This is a genomic window from Haloechinothrix sp. LS1_15 (genome assembly GCF_033042135.1).
Classification (GTDB): domain Bacteria; phylum Actinomycetota; class Actinomycetes; order Mycobacteriales; family Pseudonocardiaceae; genus Haloechinothrix.
This window is the reverse complement of sequence record NZ_WBXM01000002.1, coordinates 189972-206244: the sequence shown is the minus strand read 5'-3', so window position 1 is coordinate 206244 and position 16273 is coordinate 189972. Positions and strand designations below refer to the sequence as shown.

The 16273-nt window shown below is 68.5% G+C and carries 11 protein-coding genes; 5 read left to right on the top strand and 6 right to left on the bottom strand.

Annotated elements, in window-relative coordinates; genetic code table 11:
- Positions 1-133: 133 nt before the first annotated feature.
- Genes F8178_RS03815 through F8178_RS03795 form a run of 5 tightly spaced genes read right to left on the bottom strand, consistent with a single transcriptional unit; the run spans position 134 to position 3943 of the window.
- On the bottom strand, positions 134-874 hold the full coding sequence (locus tag F8178_RS03815; RefSeq protein WP_317493220.1) for an ABC transporter permease: 741 nt from the start codon (positions 872-874) through the stop codon (positions 134-136).
- Positions 874-1824: an ABC transporter ATP-binding protein gene (locus tag F8178_RS03810; RefSeq protein ID WP_317493219.1), complete on the bottom strand. Its 951-nt coding sequence runs from the start codon at positions 1822-1824 to the stop codon at positions 874-876. The genes F8178_RS03815 and F8178_RS03810 overlap by 1 nt, the downstream gene beginning before the upstream one ends.
- A 33-nt stretch (positions 1825-1857) precedes the next feature.
- Entirely contained in the window at positions 1858-2622 is a 765-nt protein-coding gene (locus F8178_RS03805; RefSeq protein WP_317493218.1) for a hypothetical protein, read from the bottom strand.
- Complete coding sequence (locus tag F8178_RS03800; protein ID WP_317493217.1) at positions 2619-3560, bottom strand: ABC transporter ATP-binding protein; 942 nt, start codon at positions 3558-3560, stop codon at positions 2619-2621. The genes F8178_RS03805 and F8178_RS03800 overlap by 4 nt, the downstream gene beginning before the upstream one ends.
- A complete protein-coding gene (locus tag F8178_RS03795) occupies positions 3560-3943 on the bottom strand; it encodes a GntR family transcriptional regulator (RefSeq protein ID WP_317493216.1) in 384 nt (127 codons plus the stop codon). The genes F8178_RS03800 and F8178_RS03795 overlap by 1 nt, the downstream gene beginning before the upstream one ends.
- Positions 3944-4130: 187 nt before the next feature.
- Between F8178_RS03795 and F8178_RS03790 the strand changes: the two genes are divergently transcribed.
- The 5 genes from F8178_RS03790 (at position 4131) to F8178_RS03770 (ending at position 14097) form a co-directional block, all read left to right on the top strand.
- Positions 4131-4541 carry an AbrB/MazE/SpoVT family DNA-binding domain-containing protein gene (locus F8178_RS03790; protein ID WP_317493215.1) on the top strand — a complete coding sequence of 137 codons (411 nt, stop codon included), beginning with the start codon at positions 4131-4133 and terminating at the stop codon, positions 4539-4541.
- The gene (locus tag F8178_RS03785; protein WP_317493214.1) at positions 4495-5451 is read left to right on the top strand and encodes an ABC transporter ATP-binding protein; all 957 of its coding nucleotides are present in this window, start codon (positions 4495-4497) and stop codon (positions 5449-5451) included. Before F8178_RS03790 ends, F8178_RS03785 begins: the two co-directional genes overlap by 47 nt.
- A complete protein-coding gene (locus F8178_RS03780; RefSeq protein ID WP_317493213.1) occupies positions 5448-6203 on the top strand; it encodes an ABC transporter permease in 756 nt (251 codons plus the stop codon). The genes F8178_RS03785 and F8178_RS03780 overlap by 4 nt, the downstream gene beginning before the upstream one ends.
- Positions 6204-6362: 159 nt before the next feature.
- Positions 6363-10235: an ABC transporter ATP-binding protein gene (locus tag F8178_RS03775; RefSeq protein ID WP_317493212.1), complete on the top strand. Its 3873-nt coding sequence runs from the start codon at positions 6363-6365 to the stop codon at positions 10233-10235.
- A gap of 91 nt (positions 10236-10326) precedes the next feature.
- Complete coding sequence (locus tag F8178_RS03770) at positions 10327-14097, top strand: multifunctional oxoglutarate decarboxylase/oxoglutarate dehydrogenase thiamine pyrophosphate-binding subunit/dihydrolipoyllysine-residue succinyltransferase subunit (protein WP_317493211.1); 3771 nt, start codon at positions 10327-10329, stop codon at positions 14095-14097.
- A gap of 211 nt (positions 14098-14308) precedes the next feature.
- On the opposite strand, the gene F8178_RS03765 is transcribed toward F8178_RS03770, so the two are convergent.
- A complete protein-coding gene (locus tag F8178_RS03765) occupies positions 14309-15895 on the bottom strand; it encodes a S8 family serine peptidase (protein WP_317493210.1) in 1587 nt (528 codons plus the stop codon).
- Between the last annotated feature and the right edge of the window lie 378 nt (positions 15896-16273).

The window sequence follows — 16273 nt, the reverse complement described above, 5'->3', positions numbered from 1 at the left end:
CGGAATCCGTCAGACGACGGTACGTGCCACTTCAGTCGGCTTCAGTCGGCTTCAGTCACCGTCGGGGTGCGAGCCGAAGGACTCCTCGGGTACACGATATGCACCGAAGAGGCCCTTCGGCTCGCACCCACGATCACTCCCAGCGGAACAGCCGGGCGGCGGCCGAGACCGCGAGCACGGTGACCCCGGCTAGCGCCGCCAGGTGCAGCACCTGCGGTGCCTCGCCGATCCAGGCGTCCCGCAGGGCCTGCAACGCGGCACCGTAGGGGGTGAACTCGCCAGCCGTAGCCAACCAGCCCGGCAGGTGCTCGGCGGGAAGGAAGCCGCCCCCGGCTGCCATGGTGCCGAGGAAGGCGACCAGGCCGATGGCGATCGCGGCGTTGACCGAGGGGGCCAGCGCGGCGATCAGCATCCCGACGGCGTACATGGCCGCCGCGCCCAGCACCAGCGCCAGCGCGGCCCAGCCGAGCTCGCGCGGCGCCGACAGGTCGAACGCGAGCCGGGCGACCGCGAGCGCCACCACCAGGCCGACGGTGGCCAGCCCCAGGTTGACCAGCACCTGCGCCAGCAGCAGCGCGGCGGGTTTGGCCGGGGTGACCGACAACCTGCGCAGCACGCCATGCTTGCGGTATCCGGCGAGGAAGGATGGCAGGTTCACCATGCCGACGATGGCCAGGATCATGGTCAGGGCGATCGGCACCGCCACCGCATCGAAACCGCTCAAGCCACCGAATTCCGGGACCAGCTCACCCTGGCCGCCCATGCCGTGCATGAGCAGGATGAGCAGCGGGAGGCCAAGCGGGATCAGCAGCCCGGCCGGGTCGCGCCAGACCATCTTCGCCTCGACGACCGTCATCTGCGGCAACCCGGTCATCACCGCACCTCCCCTCGCTGGTCGACCTCGGTCACACCGGTGTCACCGTCCAGGCTGCGCCCGGTCAACGCCAGGAACGCATCGTCCAAACTCGCCTGTTCGGCGCGGAAGCCCGCCGGGGTGATCCGCTGGCGAGCCAGCTCCGCGCTGACCGCGTACAGCAGGTTCCCGGATCCGATGATCGTCCACTGCCGACCATCACTGCTGGCACTGTCGACCTCGGGCAGGGCACGCAGTGCCGGTTCGTCGAGCTCCTGCGCGCACCGGAACGTGATGCGTTGCTCGCCACCGACCCGCTCCACCAGGCCCGCGGGCGTATCCAACGCCACGAGGCGCCCTCGATCGAGCACCGCCAGCCGGTCGCACAGCCGCTCCACCTCGTCCATGAAGTGGCTCACCAGCACGACGGTGACACCGGAGGCGCGCACGTTCTCGATCAGCCGCCAGGTCTCCCGCCGCGACTGCGGATCGAGCCCGGTGGTGAGCTCGTCGAGCACGGCGATGCGCGGGTCGCCCACCAGCGCAAGCGCGATCGACAACCGCTGCTGCTGCCCGCCGGAGAGGTCCTCGAACGCGGTGTCGCGCATGCCGTCGAGCCCGAGCCCTGCCAGCAGCGTGCCGGGGTCGGCGCCATCGGGGTAGAACGAGCGGTACAGCCACATCGCCTCGCCGACCCGCAGTTTCTCCGGCAGCCTGCACTCCTGCAGCTGCACCCCGAGCACCCGCCGCAGCCGGTCGCGGTCGGCTCGCGGGTCGAGCCCTGCCACGGTGATGCTCCCGGCATCCGGGGTGCGCAACCCGGCGACGCATTCCACAGCGGTCGTCTTGCCCGCCCCGTTGCGGCCGACGATGCCGAAGATCTCGCCCTCGTCGACGGTGAAGCTGACATCGTCTACGGCCACCGTCTCGCCGTAGGCCTTGCGCAGGTTCGCTACCTCGATCACGGGCACGGACCTACCTCCCTCCAGTTCGGTCCGGCCGCGTCAACCGGACTTGGTGCGGATGGGGATGTCCCTGGCGATGGCAGCGGTGACCACCGCCGCGATGAGCACGCTGGCCGCGGCGGTGGTGAGCAGGAGCGCGGTCAGTGTCCCCGAGGGCGCCAGATCGATGCCCGGTAGCGGGAGCGGCCCGAACTGGCCGACGCCGAGCACGGCCTGCGGGCCGACCAGCAACACCAGGGCTACCGGGATGAGCGCGAGCCCGAGCACGACGGTGCGGTAGAACGCCGCGCCGAGCATCGCACCTACCACGATGTAGGTCGCAACCAGCGGCACGTACTCGGCAAGCAGCAGGTGCACCTGGGTCGACGCGGTGAACAGGTGCTGTTCGGACAGCTCGACCCGCCACCCCAGTGCGCGGAAGGCGACGAGCTCCACGAGATATCCCGCCGCGAGCAGCGCCCCGACCACCACCGAGAACACCAGGCAGAAACCCGCCGCCCGGGCGAGGAAACGCCACCGCGTGTAGCCGTGGCAGACGTAGAGCGGCAAGTAAACGGCGGTGAGGTAGATCCCGAGCACGAGTCCGAACACCTTCACCACCGAGAGCGCCGATTCCCACATGCTGCCGGGCGTGGCCCAGAACCACAGCACGAACCCGATGAGCGCCACCACAGCGAGGTAGACCACCCACAGCACGACCATGTCGCGCACGCTCAGCACCTTCCGGCGGAGCTCGCCGTCGAGCACCTCCCTGGCGATCTCGCCGGAAACGCTCCTGGCGGTTCGCGTAGCGGACACGGTCATGCGTCACCTCCGTGGCGTGGTTGCTGCCCGAGTCCCGGTAACGGCCCCGGCTGCTCGGCGCCGCCGGTGGTGAGGTGAACGAACAGATCCTGCAGCGAGACCGGACCCAGTTCGAGGTCACGCTGTCTCGCGGCTTCCCGGTGCTGCTCGCCCAGCTCGCCGAACACGGTCACCGACTTGGTGCGGCCGAGCCGTTGCTCGGACAACACCGGCAGCCCGGTGACGAGCCGGTCGACCTCCTCGGCCGGACCGGTGATCGACGCACCCCGTGCCCGCATGGCCTCGACGTCCTCGTGCAGCAGCAACCTGCCGTGATCGATGATGAGCACCTGCTCGAACAACCGGCTCACTTCCTCGATCAGGTGAGTGGAGACGACGACCGTGCGCGGGTGGGACATGAAGTCGGCAAGCAGCTCGTCGTAGAAGGCATACCGCGAGGGGGCGTCGAGTCCGAGGTAGGCCTCGTCGAACAGCGTCACCGGAGCGCGCGAGGCGAGCCCGAGGATGACGGCGAGTCCGGCTCGCTGCCCCCGGGACAGCGCTGTGACACTGGTGCGCAGCGGGAGCCGGAAGAGATCCACCAGCCGTGCGGCGTAGGACTCGTCCCAGTAGGGACGGGTGCGGGCGGCGAAATCCAGCGCGTGCCGCACCTTGTCCTCCGGCCAGTCGTGATCGACGGTGTCGCCGGTTTCCCGGATCAGGCAGATCCGCTGGGTGTTGCGCTCGTTCTCGAACACCGGCTCGCCGTCCAGACGAACCCGGCCCTCGGTGGCTTTGCGGAATCCGGCCAGCACCGAGAGCAGGCTGGTCTTGCCGGAGCCGTTGCGCCCGAGCAGCCCGTAGATGCCGGGGCCGTCGATGGTGAACGACAACCCGTCGAGCGCCCGCGTGCTGCCGTAGACCAACCCGAGGTCGTCGACCTCGATCCGCGTGCTCATCACCGCACCCCCTGGTCGTCGCCGCCGTCGGCTGCGTGAAGCTCGATCCGGTCGATCACCGAGCGCAGCGGGACTCCGATGGCCCGCGCCTCGGCCACCATGGGGTCCACGACCTCGGTGAAGAAGCGTTCGCGGTGCTCGGCGACGAGCTTGTCGCGCGCGCTCTCGCTGACGAACATGCCGATCCCGCGCTGCTTGTAGAGCACCCCCTCGTCCACCAGCTGCTGGAAGGCTTTCGCCGCGGTGGCGGGGTTGATCCGGTAGAACGCCGCGTACTGGTTGGTCGACATGACCTGCTCGCCCCCCTTGAGCGCCCCGTTCAACACCTCCGCTTTGATCCGCTCGGCGATCTGCCGGTAGATCGGGCTCTGGTCATCGAACACGGCAACCTCGTGACTTCAGTGGTTCATTACATTACTAATGAACCAGATAACCGACGTTCCGTCAACACACCGCGTTCCGCCTGCGAAACGTGCCCCGGGGTGCACGTTTCGCAGGCGGAACGCGGTAGGACGAGCACCGAAGGCACACGTTTTACATGATATGTTGTGTAAAGCATGCAGCACGTGGATGCTGGATCGGAAGACGGGAGCACACGGGTCGATGGCGCGCAACCGGCACGGCGACCAGGACAACCAGCAGGGCGGCCAGCAGCAGGACAGCAAGCAGGGCAAGGCCTTCTACGGACCAGGGGGTCGGGGCTTCTACGGCTCGGTGACGGTAAGCGAGCGGGGGCAGGTCGTCATCCCCGCACAGGCACGACGCGATCTCGGTATCGGGCCGGGCGACAAGCTGCTGGTGCTCGCCGACCCGGAGCAAGGGCTGGCGCTGGTGACGATCGAACTGCTGATGCGGAACCTGCACGGCTCCACAGCGCTGTTCGAGGAGGTGCGCAAGCATGTCCACGGCGAAAACGACGAAGGGGGGCCCGGCGATGACCACGGCGACCGGGACAGCGGCGGCGGCGACCGCCGCGATTAGCTGCCGGAACCTCACCAAGCGCTACGGTGAGCTCCGCGCCGTCGATGGCGTCACCTTCGAGGTCCGCCAGGGCGAGATCTTCGGCATCATCGGCCCCAACGGGGCGGGCAAGACCACCATGATGGAGTGCATCGAAGGGCTGCGCGCCCGTGACGAGGGCACGGTCGAGATCTTCGGCGCCGACCCCGAACGTGACCCCCGGACGGTGCGGGAACGCATCGGCGTGCAACTCCAGCTCTCCGCGCTGCCCGAACGCATCACGGTCAGCGAGGCCCTCGACCTGTTCGCCTCGTTCTACGCGCATCCCGCCGACTGGCGGCCCCTGCTGGAACGCCTCGGCTTGGGTGGCAAGGCGAGCTCGTACGTGGAGAAACTCTCCGGCGGCCAGCGGCAGCGCGTGTTCATCGCGCTAGCCCTGGTCCACGCTCCCGACCTCGTCTTCCTCGACGAGCTCACCACCGGCCTCGATCCGCAGGCCCGCCTGGCGATCTGGGACGTGATCTCCGATATCCGCGACAGCGGCACCACGATCGTGCTCACCACGCATTTCATGGCGGAGGCCGAGCGGCTGTGCGACAGGGTGGCCGTCGTCGATCACGGCACGATCGTCGCGCTCGACACCATACCGAACCTCATCGCCTCGCTCGGCGTCGACAGCAAGCTGAGCTTCACGGTGAACGGCGATCCCCCGATGGAAGCCCTGCGCGCGGTCGCAGGGGTCTCGGCGGTCGAGCGGGACTCCCACCGCATCGTGGTGCGCGGGCACGGCAACCGGTTCCCGCACGACGTGCTCGGTGTGCTTGCCGACGCCGACCTGTGGGCGCAGGACCTGCGCACGGAACAACCCACCCTGGAGGATGTGTTCCTGACGCTGACCGGCAGGCACATACGGGAGGGGGTGCCTGCATGACCGCGTTGGCCAAGCTGGCTGGCGTGCAGGCCAAGCGGACGGCCCGCGAACCCGTCGCGGCATTCTTCATGATCGCCTTCGCGCCGCTGTTCGCCCTGATGATGGGGCTCATCTTCGGCAACGAGCCCGTCGTCGAGTTCGGTGACCGGGGCTTCGTCGACGCTAACCTGGTGAGCTTCACCGCGATCGTCGTCGCGATCGGGGGCTTCGTCGTGCTGCCCATCGATCTGGTCACCCAGCGCGAGACCGGGGCGCTACGGCGGTTCCGCGCCACGCCGCTGCGGCCGCTGAGCTACATCGGCGCCGACGTCCTGGTGCGGCTGGCCCTGTCGCTGCTGAGCATCCTCGTCATGCTCGCGGTTGGCATAATCGCCTTCGGCGCGCGGCCGGAGGGAAACCTCGCCCCTGCGCTGCTCGCGGTGTCGGCGGCTGCGCTGCTCGGCATCCTCACCTTCCTCGCGGTCGGCTATGCACTCGCCGCGCTGCTCCCCTCCCAGGGGGTGGCTCAGATGCTGGGCAACGTGCTGGTGTACCCGCTCATCCTGCTGTCGGGTGCGGCCGTGCCGTTGGCGGTGATGCCAGACGGGGTGCGCCAGGTCGCCCAGTTCTCACCACTGACCCAGCTCGTGGAGCTGCTGCAAGGGCTGTGGACGGGACAGCCCGTCACCGAGCTCTGGCTGCCGCTGCTGGTGCTGGCCGGGGTGCTCGTTGCCGCGACGGCCGTCGCCGCAGGCCGCTTCCGCTGGGAATGACGTGCCCGCAGGCATGTGCCCGGCGGGGCGTGCGGGTGTGGGTCACACGAGGGGTTCCCACCCGGACACCGCGACGTCACCCGGGCCTAACCTGGTAGTCGTGAGCCCTTCGATGCGCGGGAGCCCGATGTGACGGCGGTTCCGACTACGGAGCCGGACGTGACAGCAGGCTCCACCGGTCCACCGCACGGTGGCTGGGTGCGCAGGCTCGCCGCGGATTGCTGGCGGCATCCCGTCGTGGTGGTGCTGGCGTTCGGCTCCGCGATGCTCGGGGTCGGTCTACAGGCCGCCGGACCGCTGCTGGTCAAGGTCGGCGTGGACGACGCCGTGGCTGGAGAGCCCGACCGGCTCGGCACGATCGCGCTCGCGCTGGCAGGGCTGGCGCTGCTCACGTTCGGCAGCGCGTTCGCCCGCCGCTACCTCGGTGGCAGGCTCACCCTGGATGTGCAGCACGACCTGCGCAACGCCGTGTTCCGCTCGGTGTCCCGGCTCGACGGCGGCAAGCAGGACTCGATGCGCACCGGCCAGATCGCCTCCCGCGCGATCAGCGACCTGCAGCTGCTCACGGGCTTCATGATGCAGCTGCCGCTCGCGCTCGGCTCGCTGATCTACGGGGTGTTCGCGCTGGCGGCGATGCTGTGGATGTCGCCGCTGTTGACGCTGATCGCGCTGATCGTGGCCCCCGCCGTCGCCGTGGTCGTCGGTATCAGCAGGCAGCGCCTGTTCCCCGCTACTTGGTCGGCGCAGCAGCGCGCAGCCGACATCGCCCAGCACGTCGAAGAGACGGTGACCGGCGTACGGGTGGTCAAGGGCTTCGGCAGGGAACGCGCCGAGACCGGCACGCTGGAACGGCTCGCGCGCAGGCTGTTCGCCGAGCGGTTGCGCGCCGCAAGGCTGTCGGCCGTGCCGACCGCGACGACCTCGGCGTTGCCCGCGGCCGGCCAGGTCGCCGTGCTCGGTCTCGGGGGATTCCTGGCACTGCGCGGCGACATCAGCCTCGGGGTGTTCCTGGCGTTCGCCGCCTACGTCTCGGCGCTGATCGGGCCCTCGCGAATGATCGCGAACCTGATCGTGCAGGCCCAGCTCACCCGCGCGGGCGCGGAGCGCGTCTACGAGCTGATCGACGCGCAGCCCGAGGTCACCGAGCGGCCCGATGCCGTCGAGCTGCCCGAAGGGCCACTCGGCGTGCGGTTCGATCGGGTCCGGTTCGGCTACACCCGCGACGATCCGGTGCTCGACGACTTCAGCCTCACCGTCGAGCCTGGCGAGACGGTCGCCGTGGTCGGTACCGCAGGTTCAGGCAAGTCCACGATCTCGCTGCTGCTGCCGCGCTTCTACGACGTGCACGCAGGCGCCGTGACCATCGGGCCACCTGGCGGCACCCACGACGTGGACGGGGCGGGGCACGGCGGCGGCTACGACGTGCGCGAGCTGCGGATCGCCTCGCTACGCAGCGCCATCGGTGTGGTATTCGAGGAGGCCTTCCTGTTCTCCACCACGGTGGCCGAGAACATCGCCTACGGTCGCCCGGACGCCAGCAGGGAGGACATCATCGCCGCGGCCGAGGCGGCGCAGGCGCACGAGTTCATCACCCAGCTGCCCGACGGCTACGACACCGTCGTCGGTGAGCGCGGCCTGACCCTGTCCGGGGGTCAGCGCCAGCGACTCAGCCTGGCACGCGCGTTGCTGACCAACCCTCGCGTGCTGATGCTCGACGACGCCACTTCCGCGGTCGACACCACGACGGAGTCGGCGATCCACCGGACGCTGTCGCAGGTGACCGCGGACCGCACCACGTTGCTGATCGCGCACCGCCGCTCCACCCTCGGCCTGGCCGACCGTATCGCGGTGCTCGACGGCGGCCGGGTCGTCGATACCGGCACCGAAGCCGAGCTCGAGGCCCGCTGCCCGCTGTTCCGCGAGCTCACCGCGGGCTCTTCCGAAGACATCGACGACCTCACCGACACCGACACCGCCGACGGCGGCGGGCAACGGCCAGCGGACACCGCGAGCGACGGGCAGAGCCCGCACCTCTGGCCGGGGCAGGCGGCCGCCGGTCAGGTGGACTACGCCAGCACCGCCGCCACACGGGCAACGTCGAGTAGCTCCGGGGGAGGCCACGGCGGCAAGGGTTTCGGCGCTTCGCTGGATACACCCCCGACACCCGAACTCATCCAGGCGGTACGCGCGCTTCCGGACGCGACCGACACGCCCCTGCTGAACGGCGAGGATCCCACCGCCCCCGATCCCGAGTTCCGACCGCTGCGGCTGCTGCGGGCGGTGCGCTGGCTGCTGGCGATGGTGATCGCGCTGGTCGCCGCCGACACGCTGGCCACCATCGCGCTGCCCTCGCTGTACCGGTTCGGGGTCGACCACGGTGTGGCCGAGGGTGCGCTGCCGGTCGTGCTGGCGGTGGCCGCGATCGGGGCGCTGATCGTGGCAGCGAATTGGCTGGTGATCGCCGCGCAGACCCGGCTGACCGCGCGGGCTGGCGAGAGCATGCTCTACCTGCTGCGGGTCCGCAGCTACGCGCATCTGCAACGGCTCGGGCTCGACTACTACGAGCGCGAGCTCTCCGGCAAGATCATGACGCGGATGACCACCGACGTCGACGCGCTTTCCCGGTTCATGCAGACCGGCCTGGCCAACGCCGTCGTCTCGCTGCTGACCATCGCAGGCGTCGCGGTGGCGCTGCTGGTCACCGACCTGAAGCTGGCGCTGCTGACGCTGTCGGTGCTGCCGGTGCTGGTCGTGGCCACGGCTGTCTTCCGGTCCCGTGTCTCGGTCGCCTACACCGAAGCCAGGGAGAAGGTCAGCGCAGTCAACGCCGAAATGCAGGAGAACGTCACCGGTCTGCGCGTGGCCCAGGCGTACACGCGCGAGCAGCACACCGCACGGGACTTCGCCGACCGCAGCGATTCCTACCGGCGCACCCGGCTGCGCGCGCAGCGCTACATCGCCACCTACTTCCCGTTCGTGACCCTGCTGTCCGGACTGGCCGAGGCGGGCGTGCTCTACGTGGGCGGGCACGACGTCGCCGATGGCCGCATCACACCTGGCGTGCTCATGGCGTTCCTGCTCTACCTCGGCATGTTCTTCTCCCCCGTGCAACAGCTGTCCGGGGTGTTCGACGCCTACCAGCAGGCCAAGGTCGGGTTGCGCCGCATCGCGGACCTGCTCGGCACCCCCACCTCGGTGCCCGCTCCCGAACGGCCCGCCGAGATGCCGGAACGGCTCAGCGGCGCGGTGTCGCTGCGGGAGGTGACGTTCACTTACGCAGGGGCCGAGCACCCCGCGGTGCGACAGCTGTCGATAGACGTCTCGCCTGGCGAGACGGTGGCGCTGGTCGGACCCACGGGCGCGGGCAAGTCGACGGTGGTCAAGCTGATCGCGCGATTCTACGACCCCAGCGAGGGCAGCGTCGCCATCGACGGCGTCGACGCCCGCCGGTTCGATCCCATACGGCTCCACAGCCGCATGGGGGTGGTCCCCCAGGAGGGTCACCTCTTCGCGGGGACAGTGGCCGACAACATCCGCTACGCCTGCCCGGACGCGACTGACCTCGAGGTCGAACGTGCGGCGCGGTCGATCGGCGCGCTGGATGCCATCGCAGCGTTGCCGGCGGGCTTCTATCAGCAGGTCGGCGAGCGCGGACAGTCGCTGTCGTCCGGTCAGCGGCAGCTGGTGGCGCTGGCGAGGGCCGAGCTGGTCGATCCCGACATCCTGCTGCTCGACGAGGCCACGGCCGCGCTGGACCCGCACACCGAGTCCGCTGTGCTGGCAGCGAGCGAGCACCTCGCGCGCGATCGCACGACGATCATCGTGGCCCACCGGCTGGCGACGGCCGCACGGGCCGACCGGATCCTGGTGCTCGACGGCGGGCGCGTCGTCGAGCAGGGTAGCCACGCTGAGCTACTCCGGCGCGACGGCACGTATGCCCAGCTCTGGCGAGCGGGCACGGAGACGATCGATCAGGGACAGCTCGCCATCCGAGGGGGTGGAAGCGATAGCCTGGTGGAGACGGGAACGTAACAGGTCGAGGAGACCGGCGCCCGGGACGAGAACCCGACAACGAAGCTGAACAGGCACAGGCAACCGGAACGAATCGAGGCGAAATCTAGTCGTGTCCAGCAGCACTCCTGCTTCCCAGTTCGGTCCCAACGAGTGGCTCGTCGAGGAGATGTACGAGCGGTTCCTCAACGACCCGGATTCGGTAGACGCCGCGTGGCACGACTTCTTCGCCGATTTCCGACCGACACAGGCCACCGACGGCTCACCGGGTCCGGCAACGGCCGCGCGTCGGGACGCACGGTCCGGGCAGCAGACACCCGGGCAGGCTTCCGGGCAGGACACCCGGGAGCAGCAGCAGAGCGCGGGTACGGCGCCTGCTGCAGACAGCGGGCAGGACCAGCAACAAGCCCAGCAACAAGCCCAGCAACGAGCCCAGCATCAGACCAAGCAGCCCCAGCAGACCCAACAGGCCACCGCCCAGCCGCGCCCGGCGGCACAGCAGGGCAGGCAGGCAGGCGGTGACGGCGCCGACGGTCAGGAACGCGACGCCACACCGCTGCGCGGCCCCGCGGCGGCGATCGCCAAGAACATGGACGCCTCGCTGCAGGTGCCGACCGCCACCAGCGTGCGGGCGGTGCCCGCCAAGCTGATGGCGGACAACCGCATCGTGATCAACAATCATCTGCAGCGCAGCCGCGGCGGCAAGATCTCGTTCACGCACCTCATCGGCTACGCGATGGTGCGGGCGTTGCGGGACTTCCCGAACATGAACCGGCACTACGAGCTCATCGACGGCAAGCCGCACGCCGTCACGCCGGAGCACGTCAACCTCGGCCTCGCGATCGACATGCAGGGCAAGGACGGCCAGCGCCACCTGGTCGTGGCCTCGATCAAAGAGGTCGAGAACATGTCGTTCCTGCAGTTCTGGCAGGCCTACGAGGAGATCATCAAGAAGGCCCGCACGAACAAGCTCACCGCCGACGACTTCGCGGGCACCACGATCTCGCTGACCAATCCGGGTGGCATCGGCACCAACCACTCGGTGCCCCGCTTGCAGTCCGGTCAGGGCTGCATCATCGGCGTCGGTGCCATGCAGTACCCGGCGCACTTCGAAGGAACCAGCGAGAGCACCCTGGTCGACCTCGGCGTCAGTAAGATCATGACGCTGACCTCGACCTATGACCACCGCATCATCCAAGGTGCCGAGTCCGGTGAGTTCCTCAAGCACATCCACGGGCTGCTGCTCGGCGAGGACGGCTTCTACGACGACATCTTCACCTCGCTCCGGCTGCCCTACGAGCCGGTGCGCTGGGTGGAGGACATCCCGGAAGGCGCGATCGACAAGACGGCCCGGGTGCTGGAGCTGATCGAGGCCTACCGCATGCGCGGGCACCTGATGGCCGACACCGATCCGCTCAACTACCGGCAGCGCAGGCACGAGGACCTCGACATCCTCTCGCACGGCCTGACGCTGTGGGACCTCGACCGGGAGTTCGCGGTCGGTGGTTTCGCGGGCAAGCAGCGGATGAAGCTGCGCGACGTGCTCGGTGTGCTGCGGGACTCGTACTGCCGCACCGTCGGGATCGAGTACACCCACATCGTCGACCCCGACGAGCGCCTGTGGCTGCAGGACCGGATCGAGGTCAAACACGACAAGCCGCCGACAGCGGAGCAGAAGTACATCCTGAGCAAGCTCAACGCGGCCGAGGCGTTCGAGACCTTCCTGCAGACCAAGTACGTAGGGCAGAAGCGGTTCTCGCTGGAAGGCGGCGAGACGGTGATCCCGCTGCTGGACACCGTGCTGGACAAGGCCGCAGAGCACGAACTGGACGAGGTCGTCATCGGCATGCCGCACCGCGGCAGGCTCAACGTGCTGGCCAACATCGTGGGCAAGCCGATCTCGCAGATCTTCCAGGAGTTCGAGGGCAACCTCGATCCGGGTCAGGCGCACGGCTCCGGTGACGTCAAGTACCACCTCGGCGCCGAGGGCAAGTACTTCCGGATGTTCGGCGACGGCGAGACCAAGGTGTCGCTGACCGCCAACCCCTCGCACCTGGAGGCCGTGAACCCGGTACTCGAAGGGATCGTCCGAGCCAAGCAGGACATCCTGGACAAGGGCAGCGAGGGCTTCACGGTGCTACCCGTGCTGCTGCACGGGGACGCGGCGTTCGCCGGTCAGGGTGTGGTCGCCGAGACGTTGAACCTCGCGATGCTGCGCGGCTACCGCACCGGCGGGACCGTGCACGTCATCATCAACAACCAAGTCGGCTTCACCACCGCGCCGGAGCACGCCCGCTCCACCCACTACGCCACCGACGTCGCGAAGATGATCGGGGCCCCGGTGTTCCACGTCAACGGCGACGACCCGGAGGCAGTGTACTGGGTGGCCCAACTCGCAGTGGATTACCGCCAGGCGTTCAACAAGGACGTCGTCATCGACATGCTGTGCTACCGGCGCAGGGGCCACAACGAGGGCGACGATCCCTCGATGACCCAGCCCGCGATGTACGACATCATCGACACCAAGCGCAGCGTCCGCAAGATCTACACCGAGTCGCTGATCGGGCGCGGCGACCTCTCGGTCGAGGAGGCCGAGAACGCGCTGCGGGACTTCTCCAGCCAGCTCGAGCACGTCTTCAACGAGGTCCGCGAGCTGGAGAAGCACCCGGTCAAGGCCAGCCCGTCGGTGGAGCACCACCAGCAGCTGCCCGCGCAGGTACCGACCGCGGTCTCGCACGACGTTGTCAAGCGCATCGGCGACGTCTTCGGCAACCCGCCGGACGGCTTCACGCCGCACCCTCGGGTCAAGCCGGTGATGGAGCGCCGGTTGAAGATGTCCCGCGAGGGGGACATCGACTGGGCTTTCGCCGAGCTGCTGGCCTTCGGATCGCTGGCGGTCGAGGGACGGCTGGTGCGGCTGTCCGGTCAGGACTCCCGGCGCGGCACGTTCACCCAACGGCACTCGGTGCTCATCGACCGGGAGTCCGGCAAGGAGTACGCGCCGCTACAGAACCTCGGCGAGGGGCAGGGCCGGGTGATGGTCTATGACTCGGCGCTGTCGGAGTTCGCCGCGCTCGGCTTCGAGTACGGCTACTCGGTGGCCAACTCCAGCGCCCTTGTGCTCTGGGAGGCACAGTTCGGCGACTTCGTCAACGGCGGCCAGGTCATCATCGACGAGTACATCTCCTCGGGTGAGGCCAAGTGGGGTCAGCACTCCGGTGTCGTGCTGCTGCTGCCGCACGGCCACGAGGGCCAGGGGCCCGATCACACGTCGGGGCGGATCGAGCGGTTCCTGCAGCTGTGCGCCGAACACTCGATGACCGTCACGGTGCCGTCCACTCCCGCCAACTACTTCCACCTGTTGCGCAGGCACGCACTGGACGGTGTGGATCGTCCCGTCGTGGTGTTCACCCCCAAGAGCCTGCTGCGGGACAAGAATGTGCGTTCGAACATCGAGGACTTCACCGGCTCCTCGCGGTTCCTCTCGGTGATCGACGACGACCAGGTGGATCCCGCCAAGGTGCGCAAGGTACTGCTCACCTCGGGCAAGCTGTACTGGGAGCTGTCCGTCGAGCGCGCCAAGCGGGAGATCGAAGACGTCGCGCTGGTCCGCATCGAGCAGTACTACCCGATCCCGAAGGACAAGCTCCATGCGGCACTCCGGCGTTACCCGTCGGCGAGCGAGGTGGTCTGGGCCCAGGAGGAACCGGAGAACCAGGGTGCCTGGCCGTTCTTCGGGCTCAACCTGCCGCGGCGGATGCCCGACGTGTTCCAGCAGCCGCTGAAGGTGGTCTCGCGCAGGCCGATGGCCGCACCTTCGGCGGGGTCGCCCAAGGTGCACGAGGTGGAGCAGCGGGCCCTGATCGAGGAAGCGCTCGCGTAGCGTTGCCGCCCACGCGGGCGGATCCACCGCTCGCGAGCGGCAGGTGCGATGCTTGTCACCGTGCCTGCGGGCGGGTTACCGTAGAACGCGAAGCCGGTCGACCCCCAGGGCCGGCAGTCGCCCCGGCGCACCCCTCCCCCTCGGCGCCGGGGCTTCTTACTGCCTGGCCTCGCCTACCGTCCGCTACCGCGGCGGAGGTCGCGGGCACCGGTCACAACGCGAGCGACCAGCTGTCCAGGTAACCGGTGTAACCCCAGTAGACGTCCTGGACGCGCAGCGTCCATGTGCCTTCCGCGTGGTGGGCGGCCAGGTCGACCTCATAGGTCTCCCGGACGTCGTTGCCCGAATCCCAGAAGTTGGCCTGCTTGAGGTTGTACTGGGTACCGTCCGGCGCGATCAGGTCGATCACCACGTCACCCCGCCAGCTGTGCCGGATGTCCACGTCGACCTCGGCGTCGGCCGCGGCAGCACGGTCGCAATCGGTGATGGTGATCTCGCTGGTCACCGCAGGCCCGTTGTCGGGGATGTCGACCCGCTCGTCGTTGGTGGCGCTACAGGTCTCCGGCTCGGGGTCGGGGTCGCCAGGGTCGTCGTTGGTCGCACCGGTGTAGACCAGCCTGTTGGGCGAGCCCGGTCCCGGGTTACTCACGACTCCCTCGGTGGCCTGGCTGGTGATCGCACCGTTCACCTCGGACGGCGCCGCCTGCGGGTTGTCCGCGAGGTAGAGCGCGGCCGCCCCTGCCACGTGCGGTGCCGCCATCGACGTTCCCGAGATGGTCCTGGTGGCGGTGTCCCCACCGATCCAGGCGGAAGTGATGTCGCTTCCCGGGGCGAAGATGTCGGTGCAGGTGCCGTAGTTGGAGAACCACGAGCGGGCGTCACTCGAGGTCGTCGCGTTGACGGTCAGCGCTTCAGCGACCCGTGCCGGTGAGTAGTTGCAGGCATCGGCGTCGTCGTTGCCGGAGGCCACCGCGTAGGTCACCCCGGCGTTCACCGAGTTCCGCACCGCGTCATCCAGCGCGGACGAGGCACCGCCACCGAGGCTCATATTCGCCACAGACGGGCCGTCGTGGTTGTCGGTGACCCAGTCGACACCGGCGATCACGCCGGCATTGGTGCCCCGACCGTCGCAGTCGAGCACGCGCACACTGTGCAGCGTGACTCCCTTGGCCACACCGTGCTCGGCACCGCCGACGGTGCCTGCCACATGGGTGCCGTGCCCGTTGCAGTCGTCGCCGTTACGTCCGTCGCCGACGGCATCGTAACCGGGTTCGGCCCGACCCTCGAAGTCGTTGTGGCTGTAGCTGATGCCGGTGTCGAGGATGTAGGCGTCGACGTCCGGCGCGGTGGTTTCATAGCGGTACACCCCGTCGAGCGGCAGCTCACGCTGATCGATCCGGTCGAGGCCCCAGGACGGTGGGTCATGCTGTTCCTGGTGCAACTCGACCGCCGTGTTCTGTTCCACGTAAGCCACTTCCGGGTCGTTCGCCGCCCTGCGGGCGTCGCGCTCACTCATCTCGGCGGCATACCCTCGCAATGCCGCCGAGTACGTGTGCTCCACCTCGGCGTTCCTGCGTGCTGCGTGGCTCTGTGCCGCGGCTTCCGCGCTCGCCGCACCCACGCTGTCGTGGAACACCACGATGTAGCTGTCCTCGATCGCATCGGGATCACCCGCTGCTCTGATATCGCCGTCCTCCCCTGCGACCGCGGTTCCCGCCGTCGCGCCGAGCACGGCAACGGTAGCGGCTATCCCGATACTCGACCATGCCCTCGCACGCCATCTCTTACTCCGTGTCACGATGGGTTTCCTCCTGGACCGTCGCTGGCGGCACCCATGTACCGGATGCCGCTCGTGAACCCTTTTCGCGCTCTATAGAGCGTGAAAAAACGTTAAAGGGACGGCCAGGAGGAAAATAGGACTTGAATTCTCACTGCCTTCGCGTTAGCCGCAGATCTCCCTGTCCACCACTTCGATCGTCGAGCACTGAGGCTTGAACGGCGCGTTCACATGGGGCAGGAAGAAAATGGCAGAATACGCGAAGGAGAACGAAAGTCCCCACGCTCGTCCGAGAACGCACGACCGCAAGGCTCACGCAAGGAACTTTCGTAGGAACGTCGACGATAAGGGCAGGAAAATACGCGCGGAACTTTCCCGGCGACGCGCACTCGTCACGCG